Origin of the sequence: Tritonibacter sp. SIMBA_163 (assembly GCF_046535935.1) — a bacterium.
GTDB lineage: Bacteria > Pseudomonadota > Alphaproteobacteria > Rhodobacterales > Rhodobacteraceae > Epibacterium > Epibacterium scottomollicae.
In genome coordinates this window covers 1-258 of record NZ_JAWJBP010000766.1, presented here as the reverse complement: position 1 = coordinate 258, position 258 = coordinate 1, and the positions used below count along the sequence as shown (strand labels likewise).

General features: G+C 77.1%; 1 protein-coding gene. It reads left to right on the top strand.

The features are described from left to right. On the top strand, window positions 1-258 hold a 258-nt coding region (locus tag R0J92_RS24385; RefSeq protein ID WP_411053583.1), incomplete at both ends, for a hypothetical protein.

The window sequence follows — 258 nt, the reverse complement described above, 5'->3', positions numbered from 1 at the left end:
CGCGTCGTCGATCGCATCGCCGACCGGCTCAGCGGCGACGGGCAGGACCTCGCCGGCGCCGACCTCGATCGCCTCCCGGCCGACCTGCGGGCCGCGCTGAGCGAGGTGGTGGGCCTCGCGGCCGAACACGACCTGCCCACCGACACGCCGCCGCTGATTCGACTCGCCCGCGCGAACCCCGACGCCCCGCTGCTCCGCGCCACCCGCGAGCTCGCCGAGGGTCGGCTCGACCCCGCGCTGGCCGAGATCGACCAGCAG